This is a genomic window from Rhizobium sp. WYJ-E13, assembly GCF_018987265.1.
Classification (GTDB): domain Bacteria; phylum Pseudomonadota; class Alphaproteobacteria; order Rhizobiales; family Rhizobiaceae; genus Rhizobium.
Genome location: NZ_CP076853.1, coordinates 2,304,535 through 2,325,308 on the forward strand (window position 1 = coordinate 2,304,535; position 20,774 = coordinate 2,325,308).

At 60.9% G+C, this 20,774-nt stretch carries 19 protein-coding genes; 6 read left to right on the forward strand and 13 right to left on the reverse strand.

What is annotated here, in order from left to right; all coding sequences use genetic code 11:
• The first annotated feature begins 1 nt into the window (after window position 1).
• The 3 genes from KQ933_RS11705 (at window position 2) to KQ933_RS33440 (ending at window position 2,568) form a co-directional block, all read left to right on the forward strand.
• Window positions 2–1,006: a zinc ABC transporter substrate-binding protein gene (locus KQ933_RS11705; RefSeq protein ID WP_216755037.1), complete on the forward strand. Its 1,005-nt coding sequence runs from the start codon at window positions 2–4 to the stop codon at window positions 1,004–1,006.
• Window positions 1,007–1,186: 180 nt separating this feature from the next.
• Window positions 1,187–2,392 carry a zinc metallochaperone GTPase ZigA gene (zigA, locus tag KQ933_RS11710; protein WP_216755038.1) on the forward strand — a complete coding sequence of 402 codons (1,206 nt, stop codon included), beginning with the start codon at window positions 1,187–1,189 and terminating at the stop codon, window positions 2,390–2,392.
• Window positions 2,389–2,568: a hypothetical protein gene (locus tag KQ933_RS33440; RefSeq protein ID WP_253958234.1), complete on the forward strand. Its 180-nt coding sequence runs from the start codon at window positions 2,389–2,391 to the stop codon at window positions 2,566–2,568. The genes zigA and KQ933_RS33440 overlap by 4 nt, the downstream gene beginning before the upstream one ends.
• Before the next feature lie 140 nt (window positions 2,569–2,708).
• Here KQ933_RS33440 and KQ933_RS11715 read toward each other — a convergent pair whose 3' ends face one another.
• From KQ933_RS11715 to KQ933_RS11765, 11 genes are all read right to left on the reverse strand, one after another.
• The gene (locus KQ933_RS11715; protein ID WP_216755039.1) at window positions 2,709–3,044 is read right to left on the reverse strand and encodes an RcnB family protein; all 336 of its coding nucleotides are present in this window, start codon (window positions 3,042–3,044) and stop codon (window positions 2,709–2,711) included.
• A 282-nt stretch (window positions 3,045–3,326) separates the two neighbouring features.
• A complete protein-coding gene (locus KQ933_RS11720) occupies window positions 3,327–3,827 on the reverse strand; it encodes a GNAT family N-acetyltransferase (RefSeq protein ID WP_216755040.1) in 501 nt (166 codons plus the stop codon).
• A gap of 8 nt (window positions 3,828–3,835) precedes the next feature.
• Entirely contained in the window at window positions 3,836–5,449 is a 1,614-nt protein-coding gene (locus KQ933_RS11725; RefSeq protein WP_216755041.1) for a glycoside hydrolase family 43 protein, read from the reverse strand.
• Between the two features lie 89 nt (window positions 5,450–5,538).
• Entirely contained in the window at window positions 5,539–6,570 is a 1,032-nt protein-coding gene (gene mgrA, locus KQ933_RS11730; RefSeq protein ID WP_216755042.1) for an L-glyceraldehyde 3-phosphate reductase, read from the reverse strand.
• 280 nt (window positions 6,571–6,850) lie between these two features.
• On the reverse strand, window positions 6,851–7,984 hold the full coding sequence (locus tag KQ933_RS11735; protein ID WP_216755043.1) for a Gfo/Idh/MocA family protein: 1,134 nt from the start codon (window positions 7,982–7,984) through the stop codon (window positions 6,851–6,853).
• Between the two features lie 8 nt (window positions 7,985–7,992).
• Window positions 7,993–8,757, reverse strand: coding sequence for a sugar phosphate isomerase/epimerase (locus KQ933_RS11740; protein ID WP_216755044.1), 765 nt, complete (start codon window positions 8,755–8,757; stop codon window positions 7,993–7,995).
• Window positions 8,758–8,796: 39 nt separating this feature from the next.
• The gene (locus tag KQ933_RS11745) at window positions 8,797–11,262 is read right to left on the reverse strand and encodes a glycoside hydrolase family 2 protein (protein ID WP_216755045.1); all 2,466 of its coding nucleotides are present in this window, start codon (window positions 11,260–11,262) and stop codon (window positions 8,797–8,799) included.
• A 123-nt stretch (window positions 11,263–11,385) separates the two neighbouring features.
• Window positions 11,386–12,477: an ABC transporter ATP-binding protein gene (locus tag KQ933_RS11750; protein WP_216755046.1), complete on the reverse strand. Its 1,092-nt coding sequence runs from the start codon at window positions 12,475–12,477 to the stop codon at window positions 11,386–11,388.
• 4 nt (window positions 12,478–12,481) lie between these two features.
• Entirely contained in the window at window positions 12,482–13,414 is a 933-nt protein-coding gene (locus KQ933_RS11755) for a carbohydrate ABC transporter permease (RefSeq protein WP_216758897.1), read from the reverse strand.
• 4 nt (window positions 13,415–13,418) lie between these two features.
• On the reverse strand, window positions 13,419–14,324 hold the full coding sequence (locus tag KQ933_RS11760; protein ID WP_216755047.1) for a carbohydrate ABC transporter permease: 906 nt from the start codon (window positions 14,322–14,324) through the stop codon (window positions 13,419–13,421).
• A 206-nt stretch (window positions 14,325–14,530) separates the two neighbouring features.
• Window positions 14,531–15,766, reverse strand: a complete 1,236-nt coding sequence (locus tag KQ933_RS11765) for an ABC transporter substrate-binding protein (RefSeq protein ID WP_216755048.1) — start codon at window positions 15,764–15,766, stop codon at window positions 14,531–14,533.
• A gap of 454 nt (window positions 15,767–16,220) precedes the next feature.
• On the opposite strand from KQ933_RS11765, the gene KQ933_RS11770 reads away from it, so the two are divergent.
• Together KQ933_RS11770 and KQ933_RS11775 are read left to right on the forward strand one after the other, a co-directional pair.
• Window positions 16,221–17,261: a LacI family transcriptional regulator gene (locus tag KQ933_RS11770; protein WP_216755049.1), complete on the forward strand. Its 1,041-nt coding sequence runs from the start codon at window positions 16,221–16,223 to the stop codon at window positions 17,259–17,261.
• A 46-nt stretch (window positions 17,262–17,307) separates the two neighbouring features.
• Entirely contained in the window at window positions 17,308–17,817 is a 510-nt protein-coding gene (locus KQ933_RS11775) for a GNAT family N-acetyltransferase (RefSeq protein ID WP_216755050.1), read from the forward strand.
• Between the two features lie 76 nt (window positions 17,818–17,893).
• Here KQ933_RS11775 and KQ933_RS11780 read toward each other — a convergent pair whose 3' ends face one another.
• Window positions 17,894–18,292 carry a VOC family protein gene (locus tag KQ933_RS11780; RefSeq protein WP_216755051.1) on the reverse strand — a complete coding sequence of 133 codons (399 nt, stop codon included), beginning with the start codon at window positions 18,290–18,292 and terminating at the stop codon, window positions 17,894–17,896.
• A gap of 94 nt (window positions 18,293–18,386) precedes the next feature.
• Complete coding sequence (gene gndA / locus KQ933_RS11785; protein ID WP_216755052.1) at window positions 18,387–19,817, reverse strand: NADP-dependent phosphogluconate dehydrogenase; 1,431 nt, start codon at window positions 19,815–19,817, stop codon at window positions 18,387–18,389.
• Between the two features lie 155 nt (window positions 19,818–19,972).
• Here gndA and KQ933_RS11790 point away from each other — a divergent pair, with 155 nt between their 5' ends.
• On the forward strand, window positions 19,973–20,758 hold the full coding sequence (locus KQ933_RS11790; RefSeq protein WP_216755053.1) for a DUF6597 domain-containing transcriptional factor: 786 nt from the start codon (window positions 19,973–19,975) through the stop codon (window positions 20,756–20,758).
• Window positions 20,759–20,774: the final 16 nt, after the last annotated feature.

The following is a 20,774-nucleotide window of genomic DNA, read 5'->3' on the forward strand; positions in this document are numbered from 1 at the left end:
GATGAAACTGGCGATGGGCCTTACCCTCGTAATCCCGGCCTTCCTTTTCGCCGGGTCCCTCCAGGCCGCCGATGCCCCTGTGGTCGTCACCTCGATCAAGCCGATCCATTCGCTGGTTTCGGCCATCATGCAGGGTGTCGGCAAGCCGGAGCTCATCGTCGATGGCGCCGCCTCCCCGCACACCTATAACCTCAAACCCTCCAATGCCCGCGCTTTGCAGGATGCCAAGGTGATCTTCTGGGTCGGCCCCGGCCTCGAGGCCTTCCTCGAAAAGCCGCTGCAATCGCTGGGTTCTGACGCGATCGTCGCCCAGCTCGATGAGGCGCCAGGTCTGGTGAAGCTGCCCTTCCGCGAAGGCGGGGCGTTCGAGGCTCATGACGATGGCGACGAGCACGATAGTGCTTCCGCTGACGAACATGAAAGCGCCGAGGCCGGTCACGATCATGCTCATGAAGAGGCAGAAGGCGACCATGACCATGGGCACGGCAGCTTCGACACTCATCTCTGGCTCGACCCCATGAACGCCAAAGCCATGGCCGCCGAGATCACCACCACGCTGGTTGCTGCCGATCCCGCCAATGCACTGACCTACGAGGCCAACGCCAAGGCGCTGGATGACAAACTCGATGCGCTCGACAAGGAAATCGCCGCCACCGTGTCACCGGTGAAGGACAAGCCCTTCATCGTCTTCCACGATGCCTACCAGTATTTCGAACATCGCTACCATATCCGCGTCGCCGGCTCGATTACCGTCAGCCCCGAGACCATTCCGGGCGCCGAGCGTGTCTCGGAGATCCACAAGAAGGTCGGCGATCTCGGTGCAACCTGCGTGTTCGCAGAGCCACAATTCGAGCCGCGCCTCGTCAATGTCGTCATCGAAGGCACAAAGGCGAAGTCGGGCGTGCTGGACCCCGAAGCCGCCACCTTGCCCGCCGGCCCGGATCTTTATTTCACCCTCATGCGCGGCATTGCCGACAGCATGAGAGACTGCCTTGCCAGCGCATAGTCCGAACCGATCTTCGATAGGAACATGCGCCACTCTATAAGTGAGGGAGCGTCTCGACGCTTCCCATTGGACTTGCAGCCCTCCCCGTGAGCGCTGCGGCGAAAGAAGGCGGCGACACCCCCGTTCCGCCTTTTTTTGCTCAATATGAGTGTTACGTTATAACATAATAAGGACGACATCATGGACAAGCGACTTCCCGTCACCGTACTGTCAGGCTTCCTCGGCGCCGGCAAGACGACGCTGCTCAATCACGTGCTCGCAAATCGCGAGGGCATGCGCGTCGCCGTCATCGTCAACGATATGAGCGAGGTGAATATCGACGCAAAGCTGGTGCGCGATGGCGGCGCCAATCTCTCGCGCACCGAGGAACAGCTGGTAGAAATGACCAATGGCTGCATCTGCTGCACGCTGCGCGACGACCTTCTGAAAGAGGTGCGCCAGCTCGCCGAACAGGGCCGCTTCGACTATCTGCTGATTGAATCTACCGGCATTGCCGAGCCCCTGCCCGTCGCCACCACCTTCGAATTCCGCGACGAGAATGGGCTCAGCCTCTCGGATGTCGCCCGCCTCGATACGATGGTTACCGTCGTCGATGCCGCCAATCTGCTCGCCGATTACGCCTCGGCCGATTTCCTCGCCGACCGCGGCGAAACCGCCGGCGACGGCGACAACAGGACGATCATCGATCTCCTCGTCGAGCAGATCGAATTTGCCGATATCGTCGTGCTGAACAAGATCGGCACTGCAAGTGAAGAGCAGCGTGACGCGGCTCGCAAGATCATCACCGGCCTCAATCCGGATGCCCGTATCATCGAAACGGACTTCGGCGAGGTATCGCTGAAAGATGTGCTCGGCACCGGCCGTTTCGATATCGACAGGGCCGAAACCCATCCGCTCTGGTATAAGGAACTGCACGGCTTCAAGGACCATGTGCCGGAAACCGAGGAATACGGCATCCGCTCCTTCGTCTATCGCGAAAAGCGCCCCTTCCACCCCGCCAAGCTGCAGGCCTTCCTCGACCGTGGCTGGCCGGGCGTGGTGCGCGCCAAAGGCTTCTTCTGGCTCGCAACCCGCCCGCACCATGTCGGGGAGATTAGCCAGGCGGGCGCGATCGTGCGCACCGGCAAGATGGGCCTCTGGTGGGCGGCCATCCCGCGCGAACAATGGCCTGGGGAACCTGCCTTCCTCCGCGCTATCGCCCCTTATCTCGACCCTGTCTGGGGCGACCGCCGCCAGGAAATCGTCTTCATCGGCGCCGACCCGATGGATGAGACGTGGATTCGTAGCGAACTCGACGCTTGTCTGGTGGAAAGCGATGCCTTCACGCCGGAGCGCTGGCGCAATCTGCCCGATCCGTTTGTGAGCTGGAACCGGCAGGCAGCATGAGGGCAACGGCAATCAAACCCTACCGATGCCTGTGCATCGAGTGCGAACCACTGCCGCCGATAGAGGGGCTGCATCCGCTGACTTATGGGGATGCAGCGGAGAGTGAGGCGCGAAAGCCGAAGGGGTTGCTCGGTATGATCGCCGAGCGGGTGATGCCGTCGCGGCGACAAGAATAGTGCATGGAACGGTACGCGTGCCCCCTCGGGCGTTCTGGGGGAGATGGCCGGCAGGCCAGAGGGGGTGCTAAGCGGCACAACGCCCCCCACAAAACAAAGAGAGCGGCCGAAGCCGCCCTCTTTGCCGGATGCGCCTAATCTCAACGACCCGCAGCAATGATGCTGGAGATCACGCCGGTGGCGACGCCGACCAGAAGGTAGTCGTTATCGGCCCTCACCCAGTGATAGCCGCGCGGCGGCGGTGCCAGGCGGTAGCGGCGGTAGTCGCGGACTTCACTGTAACGGCCGCGCTCGGCAGCCGACATGCGGTAACCCTTGGACCAGTGATGCCGACGGACGACCACCTTTTTGTGGACGACGACCTTCTTCTGAACGACGACCGGCGGACGACGATGATCGGCCGCACTCGCCTCCGATGCAACGATCGGCGAGAGCAGGAAAGAGGCAGAAAGAAGAGCTGCAAAAATCTTTTTCATGGGGGCTTCCTCGTGTTGAACACGCCCCGAAACTACGTCTTCGAAAATGAACGAAATCTGAAAATAAAATTAAAGATCTGTAATGAAAACGGTCACTTATGAAATATTTCTAATGTTTTAATCGGAGACTAACGCGCCTTGACAAGATCATGGCATTACGGATCACGTCTGCGTAATTGGACGTAATGAGAATGGTGTTTTGGGATGATTTCGCAGGCGTCATCGGGATCACGGGATCGAGCGGGCGCGACCTTCCCCTTCTCCCCAGCGGAGAGAAGGGGACTATCGGAAGATCAGCGCCATGTTGATGACATCCGTGTACTCGCCATCGACGCAGAACGCGTCGCGGCTCACCCCTTCCCGCACGAAAGCCACCCTTTCATAAAGCCGGATCGCTCGCGCATTGTCGGCATGCACGCCGAATTCGATGCGGATCATGCCCCCTTCACGCGCCGCCTCTATCGCCGTCTCGATGAGGCGACGACCAAGCCCCCGCCCGCGATAATTGGGCAGCAGCCCCATTCCGAGCGAGCCGCAATGGGCATGCGAAGGAAAGAAATGCCGGCGGATATCGCACCAGCCGACCAGTTCGTCGCCATGGAGCGCGACGAGATGCACATTCCTGTTCGCAATCGATGACAGCGCGAATTTGCGCGTATCCTGAAGTGGTGGAGCCTCGAGCAAGGTCAGATATTTCCGCTCGCGCGCCACGCTATCGAGAACCCGGTGAAAGCCCTCGATATGCCCCTCGGTCATCGGCTCGATGCGGATATCGCCAGCCATGACAGCCCTCACAGTTCCTCGTAGTTGAACCAGTCGAAATCAGCCGTCTTTGCCCGGCCGGACGTATCGAAGGCGAGGACACCCGCGAAGGCACCGGTAAACGAGCCATGCTCGCCTCGCCCGCCCTCGTCCGAGACGACGCCGGCATCGAGAACCGGGCCGATCGGCTGCCAGGCGCCCTTGCCTTCCGTCTGCCAGAAGAACTGCAACTCGTTGTCGCGGATCTCCATGGCAAGCTGCACACGGCCATCGGCCGGAAGCGCCACGCCGGCCTCGGCGGGGAAGGTCATGCGGCCGTTCGGATAATCGCCATTGCAGGAGAAGATCGTGACGCAGCGGCCGAGCTTCTCATGCAGCGTCACGACGACGGCATGGAATTTGTGGCGGTTGTAATAATGCGTCAGGCCAGCGACCTGCTGATAGGTATCCGGCGTGAACTCCACCACCGTCTCGGCGCGGAAGCTGTGATGCTCCTGCCGGCGGGCGACCAGCGCCTGTTCGAACCACGAACCGACACTTTCACGGCCGATCAGCCGCAGATGGCCGGGGCGCTCCGTGAGATTGAAGATACGCTCCGGCTGAGGCGTACGCAGCCACTGGAAATCGGCCGGCAGCGTGCCGCCATCGAAATTATACTCGCTGCGAACAGGCTTTTCGGCCCGCACGGCACCCCCAAGTCCGGGCACTTCGACATCGGGAACAACGGTGCCGTTTTCGAGGTAGAGCCAGCCGTCCTCGCGCCAGACGCATTTCTGCAGCGCGGTTTCTCGCCCCAGCGTGCAGCGACGCTTCGGCGGCAGCGGCCGGCCGCAGAGATGCGTGTGATAGACCTGCCCGTCGGGCGTCTCCACATATTGTCCGTGTCCCGCCCGCTGCAGCGCCGCTTCCGGATGATCCTTCGAGGTGATCAGGTGCCGGTTCGGATGCAATTCATAGGGGCCGTCGATATTGCGCGAGCGCGCCATCGTCACCGCATGATCGTAGCCGGTGCCGCCTTCGGCCGTTGTCAGATAGTACCAGCCGTTCTTCCGGAAGAGATGCGGTCCCTCTACGAGCCCGAGCGGGCTGCCGGCGAAGATATTCTTGATCGGGCCTTTCAGCGCCTTCGTTTGCGGGTCCCATTCCTGCAGCAGGATGCCATCGAAGGCCGGCGACTTCGGCGAGCCGCCATAGCTCTCGGTGCGGTGGTTCCACTGCATGTTGACGAACCATTTGCGGCCGTCATCGTCATGGAAGAGCGACGGGTCGAAGCCCGAGGAATTCACATAGACCGGCTCGGACCATTCGCCCTCGATGGCGGGCGCGGTCACGATATAATTATGCGCATCCTTGAAATTGCCGTCGAAGCGCTTCACGTCCGTATAGACGAGCCAGAACTGCCCGTCCGCATAGGAAAGGCACGGCGCCCAGATGCCGCAGCTGTCAGGATTGCCGCGCATGTCGAGCTGCGAGGCGCGCTCCAGCGGCCGGCGCACCAGCGTCCAGTTCACCAGATCGCGCGAATGATGGATCTGCACGCCCGGATACCATTCGAACGTCGAGGTCGCGATGTAATAGTCGTCGCCGACGCGGCAGATGGACGGGTCGGGATTGAATCCTGGCAGGATGGGATTGCGGATCATGGCGGCTCCTCCTTTGAGCAACAATTTCTGCTGCACGTACATCAAACTATATCAGAAAAACGCCCGGGTTTTGCCCCGGGCGGTGAAACTCATTCCAGCTCTGCGGACTTGGCCCAGAGGTTGATGTCGGCCTCCTTGGCGTAGACATCGATTTCCTTCAGCTCCGCGGCCGTGAATTCGAGGTTGCCGAGCGCTGCAACGCAGTCGACGATCTGCGAGGAACGGCTGGCGCCGATGAGCGCGGAGGTCACGCGCCCGCCGCGCAGCACCCAGGCGATCGCCATCTGTGCCAGCGTCTGGCCGCGCTTCTCGGCGATCTCGTTGAGCTTCCTGATATTGTCGATGATCGAGGGGCGGATGAAGTCCTTCTTGAGGAAGTGGTTTTGCGCCGCGCGGCTGTCGGCGGGAATGCCGCCGAGATACTTCGTCGTCAGCATGCCCTGGGCAAGCGGCGAGAAGACGATCGAGCCCATGCCGACTTCGTCAAGCGTATCGAGCAGCTTGTCGTCCTCGACCCAGCGGTTGAGCATGGAATAGCTCGGCTGGTGGATGAGGCACGGCGTGCCCAGTTCCCTAAGGATCGCGGCCGCCTCGCGGGTGCGCTGCGAATTGTAGGAGGAAATGCCGACATAGAGCGCGCGGCCCGAACGCACGATGTAATCCAGCGCGCCGCAGGTTTCTTCCAGCGGGGTCTCCGGGTCGAAACGGTGCGAATAGAAAATATCGACATAATCGAGACCCATGCGCTCGAGGCTCTGGTCGCAGGACGCGACCAGATATTTGCGGCTGCCCCACTCGCCATAGGGACCCGGCCACATGTCGTAACCGGCCTTGGAGGAAATGATCAGCTCATCGCGCAGGCCGGCAAAATCGGTGCGCAGGATCTCGCCGAAAGCGGTTTCGGCACTGCCGGGAGGCGGGCCGTAATTGTTGGCGAGGTCGAAATGGGTAATGCCGAGATCGAAGGCCGTGCGGCACATGTCGACCTTGCGGTCATGCGGGGTGTCGCCGCCGAAATTGTGCCAGAGGCCGAGGGAAACGGCCGGCAGCTTCAGGCCGGAACGGCCCGTGCGGTTATACTTCATCTTCGAATAGCGGTCTTCGGCCGGTTGCCAGCTCATCTGAGGTCTCCTCAACCTGTAAAAGTGCTTCTCTTTCGTCTCCGCACCAGTGGCGGTCGAAAGCTGAAAACGTCGCCGCCCTCGTGTCGGGCAAAGCGCGACGGCACTATTGGATCAAGCACGCCGATACGGCAAGCGCGTGACGCGTGCTCTCTTCCCGCTCCAACTTTTCTCCGGGCAGTCCCTGCCCTCTAGACACCGTCATCCTCGGGACAAGCCGAGGATGACGGAAGCGTCGAGGCGAGCGCGCCGCACGACAAACGCGCGGCGTCGCCTCACCTTACCTCAACAGCGCCTGCGCCTCTTCGATGCCCAGCGCCGCCGGCTGCGTGCAGGTCGTCGTCAGATCGACGAAGCGGCCTTCCGCACCCGACTTCAGGATCGAAGTCATGATGTCGACCCCGTGCAGCGTGCGGTCGAGCGAGCAACGTGCGTCGCGGCCCTCGATCAGCGCCATGGCCATGTCGGCAAGGCCGGCCGTGCGGTAGTTGGCACGCGAGCCGTTCGGGCTTTCCTGGTTGATCTTGCCGAAGGGGTGATCCCAGGCCTCCAGGGGCTTGATGTCCTTGTCGCGGCCGCTGGCCTCCACGACACCGCCGAAGAAGTTCGGGTCCGGCACGTAGAGCGATCCATCCGTGCCGTAGAGCTCCATGTTGGCATGGCGGTGCGACCAGACATCCCAGCTTGCCGTCAGCGTGATGGTGGCGCCGGAAACGAATTCGAGCAGCGCCTGGATCGTCGTCGGCGTCTTGACCGGGATGATCTCGCCATTGCGCGGCTGGCTGGTGATGGTGCGGGTTTCCGACGCCATCGAAGTCAAGCCGGCAACGCGCTTCACCGGTCCGACCAGGTTGATCAGGTTGGCGATGTAATACGGCCCCATGTCGAGGATCGGGCCGCCGCCCGGCAGGAAGAAGAAGTCCGGGTTCGGGTGCCACATTTCCATGCCCGGCCCCATGACGTAGCAGGCACCGGATGTGATGCGGCCGATACCGCCATCATCGACGAACTTGCGGGCGAGTTGATGCGCGCCACCGAGGAAAGTATCGGGGGCACAGCCGACGGCGAGCCCCTTTTCCTTGGCGATGCGGCGAAGCTCCTCGCCCTGCTCCAGCGAGAGCACGAGCGGCTTTTCCGAATAGACATGCTTGCCGGCTTCGAGCGCTGCCTTGGACACCGGATAATGCGCATCCGGGATCGTCAGGTTGACGACGACGTCGATCTCGTCATTGGCGAGAAGCTCGTCGATCGTCTGTGCCTTCACGCCATATTCTTCGGCGCGCTGCTTTGCAGCCTGCGCGTTGATATCGGCGCAGGCGAGCACCCTCAGCCCCTTGAAGAGCGGTGACAGCGAAAAATAGGTGGTGGAGATGTTGCCGCATCCGATGATGCCGACGCCAAGTTCCCTAGTCATGATCTGCCTCAATAGGTCTTGAAGGAAGCGATCGAGCGCGTGATGTTGCGGTCGATGTCGTTCGGATTGTCGTGCTCGACGACGAAATGCTTGGCCTTGGTCTTCGCCTTGACAACCGGAAGCAGCTTTGCCCAGCCGATCGTGCCGTGGCCCACGTCGGCCCAGCCGCCTTCATCAGTGGCTTCGCCTGCCGGCGCGAGATCCTTGACGTGCACGGCGCTGATGCGGTCCCCAAGCTTCTCGACCCAGGTATAGGGATCAGCACCGCCGCGAACGACCCAGGCAATATCCGCTTCCCAGGAAATGTCGGGCGCGCCTTCGAAGATGCGCTCGATCGGCAGCGAACCATCCGGCAGCTTCACGAATTCGAAGTCGTGATTGTGCCAGCCGAATTCATAGCCCGCATCCTTGTAGGGCTTGCTCATCTCATGCAGGCGCTTGCCGAATGCCAGCCAGCCGGCCGCATCCTTCGGGCGCTGATCGGGCATCAGGTGCGGCGCATAGATGGAATCCATGCCGAGGATCTTGGCGATCTGCAGAGACTTGTCGACGCTGCCGTCAAGGAAATCGGGGCTGAAATGGCCGGTTGCCATCACGAGGCCGTTCTTGTCGAGATCGGCGCGCAGGCTCTTCAGGCCAGCCTCGTCGAGTTCGGCATAGATGCCGCCGAAACCTTCGACTTCGCCGTAGCCGGCCTTGCCGAGCTTATCGAAGATCGCCGACAGCGGCGGGAAATTGCGGGCGCTATAGAGCTGATAGCTGAGCTTGGTCATGTCATCCTCCTCGGGCCTCGTGCCCGTTCTCACGTAAGATCAATCTGCCGACTGGCAGGAATGCAGGTCGTAGAAGCGGAATTCCGGCAGCTCGCCCTTTTCGAGCGACTTTGCCGGGGTAAAGGTGATCCGGCGGCTTTCTCCGGAAGCAAGGTCGAAGGCATTGTCGGAATATTTGCCATCGGTGTCCGTCTCGATCATCACGAAGAGCGCCAGCCCTTTCGCGGTGACGTTGATATCGACGGAGCCGTTCGCTTCGACGAATTCATGGGTGACCGTCAGACCCGCAGGCTCCAGTTCCAGCGCCTTGTAGGTGCCGTTGACATAATGCCCCTCGCCGCCCATGCCGTTGGAAGCGGTGAAGTGCCAGGCAAGCAGTGTGCCCTCGGGTATCTCGGACATGTCGAGCGTCGCCGCAGTCACGGCCGCATCCGGCGCGCACATGGCCTGCACATTCCTAAGATGCTTGCGCTCGCCCTTCGTTGTCAGGATGGAGATCGCAAGATCGACGCTGACATCGGCAAGCGTATCGTTGACCAGCGAGAAGCGGATCGACTTGCCATCCTCCGAGGGGATCGCGGCCACCGCCACCGGCTGGAAGAAGCGCTTGACGAGATAGTGCATCGCCTTCCAGCGCCCGCCGTAATCGAGGCTCGACCAGGAGGCGACCGGCCAGGTATCGTTGAGCTGCCAGTAGATCGTGCCCATGCAGTGGGGCTTCAGCGATCGCCAATATTCCACCGCCGTCTTGATCGCGAGACCCTGCTGGATCTGGGAGAGATAGACGAAATTCGGGAAATCCTTCGGGAAGCGGAAGTAGCGGAACATCGTGCCGGCAATGCGCTCGTTGCCGCCGGCATTCTTCTGATGCAGTTCCATGACGGGTGAAGCGACATTCATGTCCTTGGCGTCCGCATAGGTCTTGATGACAGGCAGCGACGTATAGGACTGGAAGCCGAATTCCGAGCAGAAGCGCGGCCTGACCGAGCGATAATTGTCGAACGACTTGTTCTCGTGCCAGACCGACCAGTAGTGCATGTCGCCGGAACCATCGGCATGCCAGGCATCGCCGAAATCGAGATAACCGGAAGCCGGGCTCGACGGCCACCAGAGGGCGCCCGGCATCGCCTTCTTCACAGCCACTTCGATGGTGCGGTTCAGGCGGTCGTAGGAAACGAGATAGCGGTCACGGTCCTTGCGGGACTCCTCGAACCAGGTCAGCGCGCCGACGAGCTCGTTATCGCCGCACCAGAGCGCGATCGAGGCATGCGAGGATAGCCGGCGAACCTGGTAATCCACCTCGACAGCGACATTCTCGAGAAAATCCTCTGTCGAAGGATAGAGATTGCAGGCAAACATGAAGTCCTGCCAGACCATCAGCCCGAGCCGGTCGCAGATGTCGTAGAACCAGTCGTGCTCGTAGAAGCCACCGCCCCACACCCGGATCATGTTCATGTTGGCGGCCTTGGCCGATTGCAGCAGGTCTTCGGTCTTCTCCTCGGAAGAGAGCGAGAATAGCGCATCGGCCGGGATCCAGTTGGCGCCGCGGCAGAAGATTTCGCGACCATTGACCTTGAAGGCGAAACGGCTGCCGACAGCATCGGGCGTGGTGATAAGCTCGATGGTGCGCAGGCCGATCTGCTTCGTCACGCTGTCGGACGGCAATTCGACGGTCAGTGTATAAAGCGCCTGCTCGCCGCTGCCCGACGGCCACCAAAGGCGCGGATTGTCGATCTGGAAGACATGGTTGACATTGGTCTCCCCGGCATTGACGCCGACATCTAGCCGCACGCGTTCCCCGTCGAGATCGAAATGAAGCTGGGCGATGCCGGGATCCCTGGCAAAGAGCATCGCCGTTACCTGCAGTTCCACCGAGCCATCGGCATTATGCGTCTGGCGCGTCAGCACATGCTCGATGCGCGCTGTCTCCAGCTTCTTCAGTGCGATCGTGCCGTAAAGGCCGAGCGGCGCAATGGCGATATTCCAGTCCCAGCCGAAATGGCATTGCGGCTTGCGCAGCATGTTGCCGTCAGGGATCGGCGAGTTGGCCGTGCTGTAGGGAATGTAGAAGGGCTGCTGCTTCTGCCGCGCGGCACCGACTGCGACGTTGGAGGCAAAGACGATGCGTATGGAATTGTCGCCCGCCTTCAGCATGCTCGAAACATCCGGCCGGTAGCGGCGGAAACTGTTATCGGCTTCGAGCGCCAGTAAGCCATTGATGTAGACGCTGGCGACCGTGTCGAGATAGTCGATGTCGAGATACCAGTCGCCCTCGGCGTCAGGAAGCGTGAAGCTGCGCTCCACCGTCCATTCGCGCTCGGCGACCCATTGCACCTTTTCCTCGTTTCGACCGAAATAGGGATCGGGGATCAGTCCCGCGCGGTGGAGCGCCGTGTGCACGTCGCCCGGCAGCGTGATGACGCTGCGGATCTCGCCATCGGCGGAGGCAAGCTGCCACGAACCCGAAAGTTCGATGTTGGAACCGTTCTTCGGCAAGGATGTCATCGTCTTATCCTGATCGAGCCGCTCCTGGGGTGCCGGACAAGCCGGATCGCGGCCGAATTTGGCTGGCCAGAGGCCAATTGGAGGATCGGGCGATGCCGTTTCCGGCACCGTCCGCAGAACTTTCTAGAGGCGCAGCTCGCTCTCGGCATCGAAGACCGAGGCGAGCGCCATGTCGAAGCTGAGCTTCACCTTGGCTCCGACATTGAAGCGGCGCGCACCGTTGATGCGTACCGACATCGTGTGACCGGCATGTTTCAGCCACAGAAGATTGTCGGCGCCCATCGGTTCCTCGATATCGACGGTGGCGTCATGCTCTTCGCCACCGGTATTCTCGTTGACCTTGATGTGCTCGGGTCGAACGCCGAGCACCACCTTGCGGCCGGGCTGCAGCTTCTCGTAGCCGTCATAGGCGGCGAGCGAGAAATTGACGCCGTTGGCGGTAAAGGCGATGCCATCGCCTGACTTGACCAGTTCGCCGCGCAGGAAATTCATGGACGGCGAGCCGATGAAGCCGGCGACGAAGAGATTGCGCGGCTTGTTGTAGATCGTCGTCGGGTCGTCGAGCTGCTGGATGATGCCGCTCTTCATGATGGCGATCCGGTCGGCGAGCGTCAGCGCCTCGATCTGGTCGTGCGTGACATAGATCATCGTGTTCTTCAGCGACTGGTGCAGGCGCTTGATCTCGACGCGCAGTTCCGAGCGCAGCTTGGCGTCGAGGTTCGACAGCGGCTCGTCGAAGAGGAAGACGTCGACATCGCGCACCAGGGCACGGCCGATCGCCACACGCTGGCGCTGGCCGCCGGAAAGCTCGGCCGGCTTGCGCTTCAGAAGCGGCTGGATCTGCAGAATCTCGGAGGCGCGCGCTACGCGCTTGTCGATCTCGGCCTGCGGCACCTTGGCGACGCGAAGGCCGAAGGAAAGGTTCTTTTCGACCGTCATCTGCGGATAAAGCGCATAGGACTGGAACACCATGCCGATGCCGCGGTCCTTCGGCTCTTCCCAGGTGACGTTTTTGCCCTTGATGAAGATCTGCCCTTCCGAGGCGTCAAGCAGCCCGGCGATGCAGTTCAGCAGGGTCGACTTGCCGCAGCCCGACGAGCCGAGCAGCACCAGGAATTCGCCGTCGTTGATGTCGAGGTTCAGGTCCTTGAGCACGCTGACCGCACCGAAGTTCAGCGACAGGTCCTTGATGGAAACACTTGCATTCATGTTCATTGGATCAACCCTTCACTGCACCAGCGGCGATGCCACGGACGAAAAGCCGCCCCGACACGAAATAGACGACGAGCGGCACGAGTCCTGTCAGGATCGTTGCGGCCATGTTGACGTTGTATTCCTTCACGCCTTGGACGGAATTGACGATGTTGTTGAGCTGTACGGTCATCGGATAGGTATCCGGCCGGGTGAAGACCACGCCGAACAGGAAGTCGTTCCAGATGCCGGTCACCTGCAGGATCATCGCGACGACGAAGATCGGCAGCGACATCGGCAGCATGATCTGCAGGAAGATCTGCCAGAAGCCCGCCCCGTCGACACGTGCCGCCTTGAACAGCTCCTCCGGCAAAGACACGAAGTAGTTGCGGAACAGCAGCGTCAGGATCGGCATGCCGAAGATCGAATGGACGATGATGAGCCCGGTGAGCGATCCGTAAATGCCGATTTCGCGCAGGATGATGACGATCGGATAGATCATCACCTGATAGGGAATGAAAGCGCCGATGATGAGGACCGAGAAGAAGAATTCCGATCCCTTGAAGCGCCAGTTCGCCAGCGCATAACCATTGACCGAGGCGATCGCGATGGAAACGACGACCGAGGGTACGGTGATCCGCACCGAGTTCCAGAAACCGCGCGAAAGACCGTCGCAGTTGAGGCCGGTGCAGGCCGTCGCCCAGGCCTTGACCCAGGGTTCGAAGGTGATTTCCATCGGCGGCGCGAAGATGTTGCCGAGCCGGATTTCCGGCATCCCCTTCAGCGAGGTGACGACCATCACGTAAAGCGGGATCAGATAGTAGACGGCGGCCACGAAAAGTGTGCCGTAGACGATGATGTTGCGGGCCGAAACCATCGGCCGCGGCTTTGGTCCGGCCGGACCGGAAACCGTCGACTTCTCGAAGGGAATGTCGCCGCCATTGACGGCCTTGAGAGCGATATTGTCAGCCACGTTTGCGCCCTCCGCCAAATTCCAGATATGCCCAGGGAATGATGATGATCGCTACTGTCACCAACATCATGGTCGAAGCTGCAAAGCCCTGACCGAGATTCTGCGCCTGGAACATGTAATCGTAGACGTATTTCGCCGGCACTTCCGACGCGATGCCCGGACCGCCGCTGGTCTGGGCGACGACGAGGTCGTAGACCTTGACGATGCCGCTGGCGATGATGACGAGTGTGGTGATGAAGACTGGTCGCATCATCGGAATGATGACGAAGAGATAGGTCCGCCACATCGGAATGCCGTCGACGCGGGAAGCCTTCCAGATATCCTCGTCGATGCCGCGAAGCCCTGCGAGCATCAGGCACATCACGAGGCCGGTACCCTGCCAGAGGGCGGCGATCAGCACCCCGTAGATGACGATTTCGGACGTATAGAGCGGATCGAAACTGAAGCTCGTCCATCCCAGCGACCGCACGACCGCCTGCACACCGAATTCCGGGTTCAGGATCCACTGCCACACAAGACCGGTGACGATGAAGGACAGCGCGAAAGGATAGAGGAAGATCGTGCGGAACGTGTTCTCGAAACGGATCTTCTGATCCATGAGAGCCGCCAGCATGAAACCGATGACCAGACTGAAGATCAGCGACAGAATGCCGTAGATCGCCAGGTTCTCGATGGACACGACCCAGCGCGGGGCGGCCCAGAGACGCTGATATTGCTCGATGCCGACGAAGTTCAATCGCGGAAGAAGCTTGGAATTGGTGAAGGAATAAACCACCGTCCAGATCGTGCCACCGAGAAAGATGACCATGGCGGTGAGGATCATGGGGATGGAGGCAATCTTGGAATTCAGATTGCGGAACAATTTAAACGGTCGGCCGGCTTTCGCTTGACCTGTCATTGAGTTTCCTCCTGAAGCACAGTCGCTTCGGTGATCGGGGTCCATCCGAAGACGGCCACCCTTCCCCTCCCTGTCGCAACCGCCATGCAGCCTTGGCGCGATCGTAGCCGGATGTGAGTGCCGTTGCCGGAAGGATCATAGATCAGGGCGGCGCGATCCGATCCTGCAACTGCAGGACCGGATCTGATGGGCTTGAGGGCCGAGGATCAGTCGGCGGCGGCGATGATGTCGGCGAAGCGCTTCTGCGCTGCTTCGGGCGTCATCGTGGTATTGGCGAAGAACTCGGCGAAGAGATCTTCGATCTGCTTTGTCGTATCCGGCGAGGCGAGCTGATCGGAGCTGGTGACGATATTGCCCTTGGCAAGGATTTCGAGACCCTTCTTCATGCAGTCGTTGGCAGCCGAGATATCGACATCACCGCGAACCGGAAGCGAACCCTTCTTCAGGTTGAAGGCAACCTGGGTTTTCGGGTCGAGAAGCGTGGCGGCAAGCACGTCCTGAGCCTTCGCCTTCTCGGCATCCTTCTGGAGCGGGAAGTAGAAGGCGTCACCGCTGGTCGAGATGATCTCGTTCACGCCGAGGCCCGGAAGGCAGGTATAGTCCTTGCCGGCAACCTGCTTGGCGACCTGGAATTCACCCTGCGCCCAGTCACCCATGATCTGGCCGCCGGCCTTGCCGGTGATGACGAGGTTGGTGGCCTGGTTCCAGTCCTGCACGTTGCTGCCCTTGGACATGCGACGCGCATCGTCGGCAGCCTTGAACACCTTGGCGATCTCGGGACCGGCCGCGACTTCGGCATCCTTGTCCTTGAAGACCTTCAGGTAGTTGTCCTTGCCGCCGATGGCGATCATCAGAACGTTGAAGGCGCCGCTTGCCTGCCAGCCCTGGCCGCCGACTGCGAGGGGAATGATGCCGGCCTTTTCCAGGGCCGGAGCGGCAGCGACGAATTCATCCCAGTTTTTCGGAACAGCAACGCCGGCCTTCTCGAAAGCGGCATTCGACAGCCACAGCCACTGCCAGGAGTGGATGTTGACCGGTGCGCAATAGATCTTGCCGTCGATCGTGCAGGAATCGAGCAAGGTCGACGGACGGATGATATCCTTCCATTTGCCTGCGGTCGCCACATCGGTCAGGTCCTTCATGAGGCCGGCCTGGACGAGCTCCTCGGCCTGACGGCCGTGGTTGAACTGGGTTGCGCCCATCGGGTCACCGCCGGTGATACGGCTGATCATGATCGGGCGCGCGGTGCTGCCGGAACCGGCGATTGCGCCGTCCACCCAGTGGTTGCCGGTGGCATCGAATGCCTTTGCCAGCTCGGCCACGGCGGCAGCTTCACCGCCCGAAGTCCACCAATGGGTAACTTCGAGATCGGTCGCCTTTGCGGCGCCAAAAGGAATAGCTACGGAAGCGGCAAGCACAGCCGCCATCATACGGATTTTCATGAGTTCTCCTCCCTCACTGAAACGTTGCCGGAAAAACTTAGAGCAATCGATTTATCCGCGCAACCGCCCGCTCGCAAAATTTTCTGTGAGAGACGCCAATACAGCTTATGCAGGCACTTTCCGGTTCCATCTTTGCTTTATGAGAAAAGCGTAAGCAAGCTGTCTCGCACGTGCATAATGACATTAAACAATTGATTTAATGGTTTTATTTTTTATTAATCTGATAATTTCAACCTTTCTCCATTTCGCGGGCGCAAAAATCGTGGGACCAAAAGGCGATTCAACCAGAGAGGACCACTCTGCAACGTTGATCGGAAAAAGGGCTCGACATTTCTACTGTATCGTTACAGATTGTCCTGCTCAGGGAGGAGAGCTTTTTGAGCGGCGGCATACTTACAGTGCGCCAAAAAGCCTCTATAAGGCGAAGCAAATCGCGCGAGGCGGGCCTAGAGGGATGGAAAACAACGGAAATTTCGGCGGAGCGGCATCCGATTCCGTTCAGCGCGAACGCCCGACACTGAAGACGATCGCCTTCATGACGGGTCTCGGCGTGACGACCGTATCGCGGGCGCTGAAAGATGCACCGGATATCGGCGCTGAAACGAAGGAACGGGTGCGCATGGTCGCCCGCCAGCTCGGCTATCAGCCGAACAGGGCCGGCGTGCGCCTGAGAACCGGCAAGACCAATGTCATTGCGCTAGTGCTCAGTATTGACGAGGAGCTCATGGGCTTTTCCAGCCAGATGGTCTTCGGCATTTCCGAAGTGCTGACCGGCACGCCCTACCATATCGTCGTCACCCCGCATTCGCACAGCAAGGACCCCATGTTGCCGGTGCGCTATATCCTGGAAACGGGCTCTGCCGACGGCGTCATCATCTCGCGCGTCGAGCCTGACGATTCGCGCGTGCGCCTGCTTGCAGAAAGCGGCATGCCCTTCACCACCCACGGCCGCACCGATGGCGGTCTCGTGCATCCCTACCACGACTTCGACAACGAGGCTTACGCCCATCAGGCCGTGCAGAAGCTCGTCCAGCGCGGCCGCAAACGCATCGCCCTGCTCCAGCCGCCGAGCAAGCTCACCTATTACACCCATACCCGCATCGGCTTTCAGACCGGTCTGCACGACTACGGCGCCGAGGAAGTGCCGCTGCGCGTCAATATCGATGCCCCGCTCGCCGAAATCCGCGACGCCGTGGAACAGCTAATGCGCTCGCCAGGCGCACCTGATGGTATCGTCTCCTCCGCAGGAAGCGCCACCATCGCCGTCAACGCCGGCATCGAAGCCGCCGGCAAGCGCCTCGGCCACGATGTCGACCTCGTCTCCAAACAATCCGCCCCGATCCTCAACTGGATCCGCCCGGAGATCATCACGGCTTATGAGGACGTGCGCCATGCCGGCCGCGAGATGGCAAAACAAGTGATTGCGCGGATCGATGGCGTGGATGCGGAGCTGCTGCAGTCCATCAGCAAGCCGGAATGGCCGGCGGGGCGGTAAGCATCCGGAACTGCCGTTGCGCTGGCGGTCAAGCACGGAGAAACGCATGCGGGAAATCGAAATACCGACGGAACGCACGATCCTCCGTTCATTCAGGCCGGAGGATGCTAGCGAGGCCTTTGCCTGCATCTCCCCCGAGATTACCCGTTTCACCGCCTGGGAAGCGCCTGCGAGCGAGGAAGCCTTTGCCGAAGTTTGGCAAAACTGGCTGCCTGCAATGGAAGATGGATCGGAACTCACCCTTGTCCCTCGCAGCCGCGAGGATAGCCGCTGCCTCGGCATTCTCGGCGTACACGCTATCAAATCAGATAGACCGGAGCTCGGAATCTGGCTACGCCGCGATGTGCATGGCAAACGCTTCGGCAATGAGTTGATCGGCGCCGTAGCGAGATGGGTGAGCAAGACTCAGACGGTGCGTTATTTCGAATATCCGGTCGCCGAGGAAAACATCGCCAGCAGGCGGATTGCCGAAGCCTACGGCGGCGAGGTCAGGGAACACCGCCAGAACCGCAAATATGGCTGTGTCGTCTATCACATTCCGCCGATATTGCCATGAACGTGCGTTCTCAGGGTGAGTCGTTTGAGTGTGCGGCCCCCCTCACCCTCCAGAGCTGGTGAAGCCCACTCTCCCCTTAAACCGCCTGATTAAACACCGCCTCGATACGATACCCGTCTGGATCGATCACAAAGGCAGCAAAGTAATTCGGCCCGTAATGCTGCCTCAACCCTGGACCGCCATTGTCGACACCGCCATGCGCAAGTGCCGCCGCATGAAACTCGGTCACCGACTGCCGGTTCGGCGCGGCAAAGGCGAGATGAAAGCCCGCGCCCGGCGCAGCCTGCCCCGCCTGGACCGATTTGATCGCCAGCTTGTCGCCGCCGCCGGGCACGCCGTAGCCGACAGCCTGCTCCTCCTCGCCGGGGCGAATATCCTCCCAGACGCGGACATAGCCAAGCGCGCCGAGGGCGGCGTCGTAGAATCTGGCCGAATGTTCGATATCAACCACGCCGAAAGATGCATGATGAAGCACGTCGCAGACTTCCCCGTTGCAATCAGCCGTATGACGGCAGGATAACAAAAGCCCGGCGCAACGGCCGGGCTCTTCAACTCTATTCCCGCAGGCCTCAGAAAGTCGACGCACCGCTGCCCCAGGGGCCGTGGTGGAAGTCCTTTCCGTCGAGGCGGTCGAAGCCGTGGGCGCCGAAGAAGTCGCGCTGCGCCTGGATAAGGTTGGCAGTGCCGCGGCCCTGGCGGTAGGCATCGAAATAGCTGAGCGCCGAGGCCAGCGCCGGAACCGGCAGGCCGGCGGCCAGTGCTGCGGTCACGACGCGGCGCAGCGCCGGGATCGATTCCTTGACCATGCCGGAGAAGGCCGGCGTGACGATGAGGTTCGCCGCGTCAGGCGCATCGGTAAACGCCTTGGTGATCTCGTCGAGGAACTGCGAGCGGATGATGCAGCCGGCGCGCCAGATACGGGCAATCGTCGGCATCGGCAGCGACCAGTTGAACTCCCTGGAGGCTTCCGCCATGACGGCAAAGCCCTGCGCATAGGCGCCGATCTTGCCGGCAAACAGCGCCAGTTCCAGATCCTTGTTGAAGTCGGGGCCGTAAGCGACCGGGAAGGCGGCACCGAGATCGCCGAAGATCTTTTCGGCGGCGACGCGCTGCTCCTTCATCGACGACAGGCTGCGGGCAGCCACGGCGGCTTCGATGCCGGTCGCCGGAATGCCCATGTTCTGCGCCTCGATCGCCGACCATTTGCCAGTGCCCTTCTGGCCGGCCTTGTCGAGGATCATGTCGACCATCGGCGTCTTGGAGATCGGGTCGGTAGCGGCCAGAACCTTTTCGGAGATTTCGATCAGGTAGGAGTTCAGGCGGCCCTTGTTCCACTCGCCGAAAATACTGGAGATCTCGGAAGCGCTCTTGCCGAGGCCGTCGCGCAGGATGCCGTAGATTTCGGCGATCATCTGCATGTCGGCATATTCGATGCCGTTATGGATCGTCTTGACGAAGTGGCCGGCGCCGTCATTGCCGAGCCAGGCGACGCACGGATCGCCATCATACTTGGCGGCAATCGAGGTCAGGACTTTCTCCACGCGCTTCCAGGAATCCTCCGTGCCGCCGACCATGATCGACGGGCCGTGGCGGGCACCTTCCTCACCCCCAGAAACGCCCATGCCGATGAAGGTCAGGCCGGTGTCCTTGAGGCGTTCGAAGCGGGCAACCGTGTCGCGGAAGTTGGCGTTGCCGGCATCGATCATGATGTCGTTCTTTTCGAGATGCGGGCGCAGCGCTTCCATCTGTTGGTCGACCGGCTCGCCGGCCTTGATCATGATAATGATCGGACGCGGCGGACGGATCGCCTCGACGAACTCCTCGATCGTCTTGCAGGGAATGATCTGCTTCTTCAGATCGCCGGCACTCTCGTAGAATTCATCCGTTTTTTCAGGCGTGCGGTTGAAAACCGCGATCTTGTTGCCCTTTTCCGCAATGTTGAGAGCCAGGTTGGACCCCATGACGGCAAGACCGATCAGTCCGATTTCTGCCTTTTCCACGACAAACCTCCGATGAGTGAAATGGTGCGATGTTGTGGCACTCTCTCGGCCAAACGGCAAGGTCGACGACCGCGATTCAGGTCGAAAAAAGGCTGCCGGAACAGGCTTTTCGAATGGCCATGGAAGCACCATATGCATGTGTTTGGGAGGCCGAAATGACTGCTGTTGCAGCAAGGCAAAGCGATCTCAGGCCGCTGCTCGCAAAGAGAGCCGGGCGCTACCGCGAATATGCGCCCTCGCCTGCACTTGCGCCGCATTTCCGCTGCCTCTGGTCGCATGAGATTCGAACAGCAAGCCCGGTTGCCATCGTGCCGGATGGTTATTGCGACCTGCTTTTCGCAGACAGCCGCCTCTTCGTTGTCGGGCCGGACCGCACCGCTGCCTTCCCGCCGATGACGCCGGGCATGCGCATTGTCGGCGCGCGCTTTGCACCGGGCGCCGGCGCCGCCTGGCTGAAGCTGCCTCTGTCGGAAATCACCGGCCTCTCCGTTCCCCTCAGCGATCTCGCGCCGGAAAAGGCTGCCCTCCTCGCACCGCGCCTGTCCGACTGTCCGGATGAGGCTGCCGCCCTCCCTCTCTTCGCCGCCCTGTTGAGTGAACTGGCAAGGGAAGAAGCGGAGCCAGATCCCGAGGCTCGCCTGATCTTTGCCGCTGCAGACCATGGACCCGGCCGTATCGGCGATCTGCTGCAGAGGCTCGATATCGGCGAACGGCAATTGCGCCGCCGCGCCCACCACCATTTCGGCTACGGTATCAAGACGCTGGAACGCGTCCGTCGGCTGCAGCGTTTCATGGCCTTGTGCCGCGCAAGCGAGACCCTGTCCCTTGCCGCCCTCGCCCTCGAAGCCGGTTTTTCCGACCAGGCCCATATGACCCGAGAGATCGGCGAACTGACGACACTGACACCATCCGCCATGCTCGCTCAATTGACGACCCGCTGACCGTTTTGTTCAAGAC

What these genes read in the sequence shown, in the direction of transcription:
- KQ933_RS11705 (WP_216755037.1), top strand. Translation starts at nt 2, where the DNA reads ATGAAACTGGCGATGGGCCTTACCCTCGTAATCCCGGCCTTCCTTTTC.
- zigA (WP_216755038.1), top strand. Translation starts at nt 1,187, where the DNA reads ATGGACAAGCGACTTCCCGTCACCGTACTGTCAGGCTTCCTCGGCGCC.
- KQ933_RS33440 (WP_253958234.1), top strand. Translation starts at nt 2,389, where the DNA reads ATGAGGGCAACGGCAATCAAACCCTACCGATGCCTGTGCATCGAGTGC.
- KQ933_RS11715 (WP_216755039.1), bottom strand. Translation starts at nt 3,044, where the DNA reads ATGAAAAAGATTTTTGCAGCTCTTCTTTCTGCCTCTTTCCTGCTCTCG.
- KQ933_RS11720 (WP_216755040.1), bottom strand. Translation starts at nt 3,827, where the DNA reads ATGGCTGGCGATATCCGCATCGAGCCGATGACCGAGGGGCATATCGAG.
- KQ933_RS11725 (WP_216755041.1), bottom strand. Translation starts at nt 5,449, where the DNA reads ATGATCCGCAATCCCATCCTGCCAGGATTCAATCCCGACCCGTCCATC.
- mgrA (WP_216755042.1), bottom strand. Translation starts at nt 6,570, where the DNA reads ATGAGCTGGCAACCGGCCGAAGACCGCTATTCGAAGATGAAGTATAAC.
- KQ933_RS11735 (WP_216755043.1), bottom strand. Translation starts at nt 7,984, where the DNA reads ATGACTAGGGAACTTGGCGTCGGCATCATCGGATGCGGCAACATCTCC.
- KQ933_RS11740 (WP_216755044.1), bottom strand. Translation starts at nt 8,757, where the DNA reads ATGACCAAGCTCAGCTATCAGCTCTATAGCGCCCGCAATTTCCCGCCG.
- KQ933_RS11745 (WP_216755045.1), bottom strand. Translation starts at nt 11,262, where the DNA reads ATGACATCCTTGCCGAAGAACGGTTCCAACATCGAACTTTCGGGTTCG.
- KQ933_RS11750 (WP_216755046.1), bottom strand. Translation starts at nt 12,477, where the DNA reads ATGAACATGAATGCAAGTGTTTCCATCAAGGACCTGTCGCTGAACTTC.
- KQ933_RS11760 (WP_216755047.1), bottom strand. Translation starts at nt 14,324, where the DNA reads ATGACAGGTCAAGCGAAAGCCGGCCGACCGTTTAAATTGTTCCGCAAT.
- KQ933_RS11765 (WP_216755048.1), bottom strand. Translation starts at nt 15,766, where the DNA reads ATGAAAATCCGTATGATGGCGGCTGTGCTTGCCGCTTCCGTAGCTATT.
- KQ933_RS11770 (WP_216755049.1), top strand. Translation starts at nt 16,221, where the DNA reads ATGGAAAACAACGGAAATTTCGGCGGAGCGGCATCCGATTCCGTTCAG.
- KQ933_RS11775 (WP_216755050.1), top strand. Translation starts at nt 17,308, where the DNA reads ATGCGGGAAATCGAAATACCGACGGAACGCACGATCCTCCGTTCATTC.
- KQ933_RS11790 (WP_216755053.1), top strand. Translation starts at nt 19,973, where the DNA reads ATGACTGCTGTTGCAGCAAGGCAAAGCGATCTCAGGCCGCTGCTCGCA.